Here is a 5,045-nt window from a genome sequence, read left to right on the forward strand (position 1 = left end):
CACGCCGGGGATGTTGAAGACGCCCTCGGTGATGATCGCGCCGCTCATCAGGTTGCCCAGCTCCACACCGAGGAAGGTGATGACCGGGATGAGCGAGTTGCGCAGCACGTGGACGATGACGATGCGGCGCTTGACCAGGCCCTTCGACCGGGCGGTCCGGACGTAGTCCGCGCGCAGGTTCTCCGCCACCGAGGCGCGGGTGAGGCGCAACGCGGTGGCCAGCGACAGTGAGCCGAGCACGATGCCCGGCAGCAGGAGCGCGTAGAACGACGGGTCCGAGCCGGCGGTGGGCGGGAAGAGCTGGAACTTGACGCCCAGGAAGTACTGCGCCAGCGGGGCCAGCACGATGGTCGGGATACCCAGCACCAGGAGGGTCAGCACGAGCGTCGAGTTGTCGAAGATGCTGGCCCGGCGGATGCCGGCGATCACCCCGGCGCTGACCCCGAAGATGATCGCCACGGCGAGCGCGATGAGCGCGAGCCGTACGGTGACCGGCCAGGCCTGTTCGAGGATGTCGCCGATGTTCCGACCGGTGAGCGATTCGCCCAGGTTGCCCTGGAGCAGGTTCTTCACGTAGTCGAAGTAGCGGTAGAAGAAGCCGCCGACGCCGGTGGCGTCCAGGTGGTACTTCTCGGTCAGGTAGGCCCGTTGGGCTGGCGTCACCGGCCGCTCACCGGCGAGCGCCTGGATCGGGTCGCCCTGCCCGGCGAATGTCAGCGCGTAGACGATCAGGGTGGTCCCGAAGAACGCCAGGACCATCTGCAGTAGGCGCCGCAAGATGTAGCGGAACATGCTTAGCAGTCTCTCCGGAAATGTGCGAAAGGGTCGCAGGACGGCATCTCTGGTCGTACCCGAAATATCGGAGACGTGCCGTCCGGCCCGGGGGAGCCGGCACCACCGGGCCGGACCCGCTGCTGCGGTCCGGCCCCCGGTGCGGTCCGGGCCACCCGGGCATCGTCGCCCGGGTGGCCCGCACCATGGTCAGCTCAGCTGGCCGCTTCGATCTTGACGAGGTTGACCCGCTGGAACAGGTCCATCTCCACGTTCTTGACCTTGGACGAGTGGCCGAACACGTTCTCGCCGAAGCGGAGCGGGATCACCGGCATGTCCTTGGCCAGGATGTCCTCCGCCTGCTGGTACTTGGCGATCGCCTCGTCCTGCGTCTTGGCGGCGGAACCCTCCTTGACCAGCTTGTCGAACTCCGGGTTGCTGTAGCCGTAGTAGTTCGACGAGCCGTTCGTGCTGTACAGCGGGCCGAGGTAGTCCTCCATGGTCGGGTAGTCCATGACCCAACCCATCCGGAACGCACCCACCGGCGTCTTCTTCTCGACCTTGGTGAGCAGGTCGGCGAACTTCGGCTCGGCCGAGCCCACGGCGTCCACGCCCAGGTTGGCCTTGAGCTGGTTGACCGTGGCGTCGACCCAGTCCTTGTGACCGCCGTCGCCGTTGTACGAGATGACGATCTTCGAAGGACCACCGGCGGCCTGGTAGAGCTTCTTGGCCTCGGTCGGGTTGAACTCGCCCGACTTGCCGGTGGTGTCGTCCCGGAAGCCCGGCAGGACCGGCGAGACGAAGGAGCGCGCCGGCGTCTGCGAGCCCTTGAAGACCGACTTGGTGATCTCGTCACGGTCGATCGCCATCGAGATGGCCTTGCGGACGTCCGGGTTGCTGTAGTCCTTGTCGAACGTCGGGAACGCCAGGAACTGGAACGACGACATCGGGCTGGTCTTGTACCGGTCGCCCAGGTCGCTCGGCGCGGTGCTCAGGCTCTCGGTCGGGATCGTGGGCAGCACGTCCAGGTTGTCCGCCAGGACGTCCGCGTACGCCGCGGTGAGCTGCTGGTAGATCCGGAACTCGACGTTCTTCACCTTGGGCTTCTCGCCCGGGAAGGCGTCGTAACGCTCGACCTCGATCTTGCTGTCGTGCTGCCAGGTGCCCTTCATCTTGAAGGGGCCCTGCCCGATCGGCGCCTGCTCGTAGGAGTCCTTGAGCACGCCCGGAGCCGAGAACGCGGCGTCCGGCATCGGGAAGAACGCGTTGTAGCCCAACGTGGTCTTGAAGTCGATGTACGGCTCGTTGAGCGTCACGGTGAAGGTGAGGTCGTCGACCTTCTTCAGGCCGGACATCTCCTTGGCCTTCGGCTCCTTGCCCTGCAGGTCCGCGTAACCAGCGATCTTCTCGAAGAACGGGTTGGTGTCCTGGCCGTTGGGGGCGTACGCGCCGTAGTTCCAGGCGTTGATGTAGTCCTCGGCCGTGACCTTCTCGCCGTTGTGGAAGGTGAAGCCGTCCTTGAGCTTGATCGTCCAGACCTTGTTGTCGGACGAGGTGACCGACTGGGCGGCGACCTCGTACGGCTTGTTCTGGGCGTCGTAGTCGACGAGCGGGCTGAACAGGCCGGCGATGACCTGAGAGCCGGACGTCTCGGTGGTGTTGGTCGGAACCAGGTGCTTCGGCTCGGCGATCTGGATGCTGACCACCGAACTGTCGCTGCCACCGGAACCACCGTCGCCGCCGCTGCCGCAGGCCGCGAGGCCCAGCGTCACCGCGAGCGGGAGGGCGGTCCAGGCGGCGAGTCTACGAACTCGCATTGAGCCTCCTCATCTCCTCACGCTGCGCAGTCAGGCCCGACGCTGGGTTTACGCTGCGCAACAAGCGGTAACGGTAGGTCGGCGGCGAGGCTTCGACAACGACGCGGTTGCGGGTGGGTAACGGTATGAGGTCGAGTCCCTTGTCGAACGGCTGCCGGACTGCTACGTCAAACCATGCGAAACGCCATCTTGCTGGAAAGACATCGCTTCCTTCGTGCCCTGTCGTGGCGATATGGATCGCGTTGCCGCCTGCGTAAGTGTCCGTCCGGTGTCGGTCCGCCACGGTCTGCCTGTCTGGTTCGATGGTGACCGAATGAACAGATGTTCACTCAGAGTGACTAGCAACACGTCACGGATGGTCACATTTGCTGATGGTGATCAAGGAGTCGATGGGCCGCCCGATCGAGGTCGTCGGAACCCCGGGCGGAGGTCGTGAGACGATCTGGTCGTGACGGCGACGCTTCTGGACGGCAAGGCAACCGCGGCGGAGATCAAGGACGAGCTGCGAATTCGGGTGAAGGCACTCGCGGAACGCGGCATCACTCCCGGGCTGGGCACGGTCCTGGTCGGGTCGGACCCGGGCAGTCAGGCGTACGTCAACGGCAAGCACCGTGACTGCGCCGAGGTGGGCATCGCCTCGATCCGCCGGGAGTTGCCGGCCGACGCCACCCAGCAGCAGGTCGACGATGTGATCGCCGAGCTGAACGCCGACCCGGCGTGCCACGGCTACATCGTCCAGCTGCCGCTGCCCGCCCACCTCGACACTCAGCGCGTGCTGGAGCTGATCGACCCGGACAAGGACGCCGACGGCCTGCACCCGGTCAACCTGGGTCGGCTCGTCCTCGGCTACGACGGCCCGCTGCCCTGCACCCCGCGCGGCATCGTCGAACTGCTCCGCCGCCACGACGTGGCCCTGCGCGGCGCCACCGTCGCCGTCGTCGGCCGGGGCAACACCGTCGGCCGCCCGCTCGGCCTGCTGCTCACCAGGCGCTCCGAGAACGCCACCGTCACGCTGTGCCACACCGGCACCCTCGACCTCGCCTCGCACACCCGGGCCGCCGACATCGTCATCGTCGCGGCCGGCGTACCGGGGCTGCTCACCGCCGACATGATCAACCCAGGCGCGGTCGTTGTGGACGTCGGCATCACGCGGGTGATCGGCGCGGACGGCAAGGGTCGCTACACCGGCGACGTGGACCCGGAGGTGGCCGAGACGGCCGGCGCGCTGGTGCCGATGCCCGGCGGTGTCGGGCCGATGACCCGGGCCATGCTGCTCAGCAACGTGGTGGAGCGCGCGGAGCGCGGCTGAACCGTGCGCCGGCGACACCGGTGACGTTCGCCCCATCCCGGCGATGCCCGCCGCCCCTGGCCTGATCGGTGTCAGGATGACTGATACGGTCCGGAAAACCGACTGGTATCAGGGAGTGGGACGACCATGGGTAAGAAGGTCACTGTCGTCGGGGCTGGCTTCTACGGCTCTACCACCGCACAGCGCCTGGCCGAGTACGACGTCTTCGACACCGTAGTGATCACCGACATCGTGGAGGGCAAGCCCGCGGGTCTCGCGCTCGACCTCAACCAGTCGCGGGCCATCGAGGGCTTCGAGACCAAGGTCGTCGGCGTGACCACCGGCCCCAACGGTGAGGGCTACGAGAGCATCGAGGGCTCCGACGTCGTCGTGATCACCGCTGGTCTGCCGCGCAAGCCCGGCATGAGCCGCATGGACCTGCTGGAGACCAACGCCAAGATCGTTCGTCAGGTCGCCGAGAACGTCGCCAAGTACGCCCCGAACGCTGTCGTCATCGTCGTCTCGAACCCGCTGGACGAGATGACCGCGCTCGCGCAGCTCGCCACCCAGTTCCCGAAGAACCGGGTGCTCGGGCAGGCCGGCATGCTCGACACCGCCCGGTTCAGCAACTTCGTCGCCGAGGCGCTGAACGTGCCGGTGGCGTCGGTACGCACCCTGACCCTGGGCTCGCACGGCGACACCATGGTCCCGGTGCCGTCGAAGAGCACCGTCAACGGCAAGCCGCTGCGCGACGCGATGCCGGCCGAGCAGATCGAGGAGCTGGTCGTCAAGACCCGCAACGGTGGCGCCGAGGTGGTCGCGCTGCTCAAGACCGGCTCGGCGTACTACGCCCCGTCGGCCGCCGCGGCCCGGATGGCGAAGGCTGTCGCGGAGGACTCCGGCGAGGTCATGCCGGTCTGCGCCTGGGTCGACGGCGAGTACGGCATCTCCGGTGTCTACCTCGGTGTCGAGGCCGAGATCGGCGCCGAGGGCGTCAAGCGGGTCGTCGAGACCGACCTGGACGCCGACGAGCGTGCCAGCCTCCTGGAGGCGGCCGAGGCCGTCCGCGCGAAGCAGGGCGACATCTCCAGCATGTGATCGACCCAGCAGTACGCAAGGGGGCGGGGGGGGGCGCCCCCGCCCCCCACCGCCCTGTTTCGTGAGGGCCG

4 protein-coding genes are annotated in these 5,045 nt (G+C 67.4%); 2 read left to right on the forward strand and 2 right to left on the reverse strand.

The genetic code is table 11. From position 1 onward, the window contains the following. Together ACWCO3_RS31290 and ACWCO3_RS31295 are read right to left on the reverse strand one after the other, a co-directional pair. A partial coding sequence (locus ACWCO3_RS31290) for an ABC transporter permease (protein ID WP_450013484.1) occupies positions 1-792 on the reverse strand: 792 nt, incomplete at its 3' end. 194 nt (positions 793-986) lie between these two features. Then, positions 987-2,588: a peptide ABC transporter substrate-binding protein gene (locus tag ACWCO3_RS31295; protein ID WP_145778999.1), complete on the reverse strand. Its 1,602-nt coding sequence runs from the start codon at positions 2,586-2,588 to the stop codon at positions 987-989. A gap of 448 nt (positions 2,589-3,036) precedes the next feature. On the opposite strand from ACWCO3_RS31295, the gene ACWCO3_RS31300 reads away from it, so the two are divergent. Both ACWCO3_RS31300 and ACWCO3_RS31305 read left to right on the forward strand, forming a co-directional pair. Further along, positions 3,037-3,897, forward strand: coding sequence for a bifunctional methylenetetrahydrofolate dehydrogenase/methenyltetrahydrofolate cyclohydrolase (locus tag ACWCO3_RS31300; protein ID WP_088987687.1), 861 nt, complete (start codon positions 3,037-3,039; stop codon positions 3,895-3,897). Positions 3,898-4,023: 126 nt separating this feature from the next. Further along, positions 4,024-4,974: a malate dehydrogenase gene (locus ACWCO3_RS31305; RefSeq protein WP_112583765.1), complete on the forward strand. Its 951-nt coding sequence runs from the start codon at positions 4,024-4,026 to the stop codon at positions 4,972-4,974. Positions 4,975-5,045 lie beyond the last annotated feature (71 nt).

The sequence above is a fragment of the Micromonospora sp. NPDC002411 genome, from assembly GCF_053592955.1.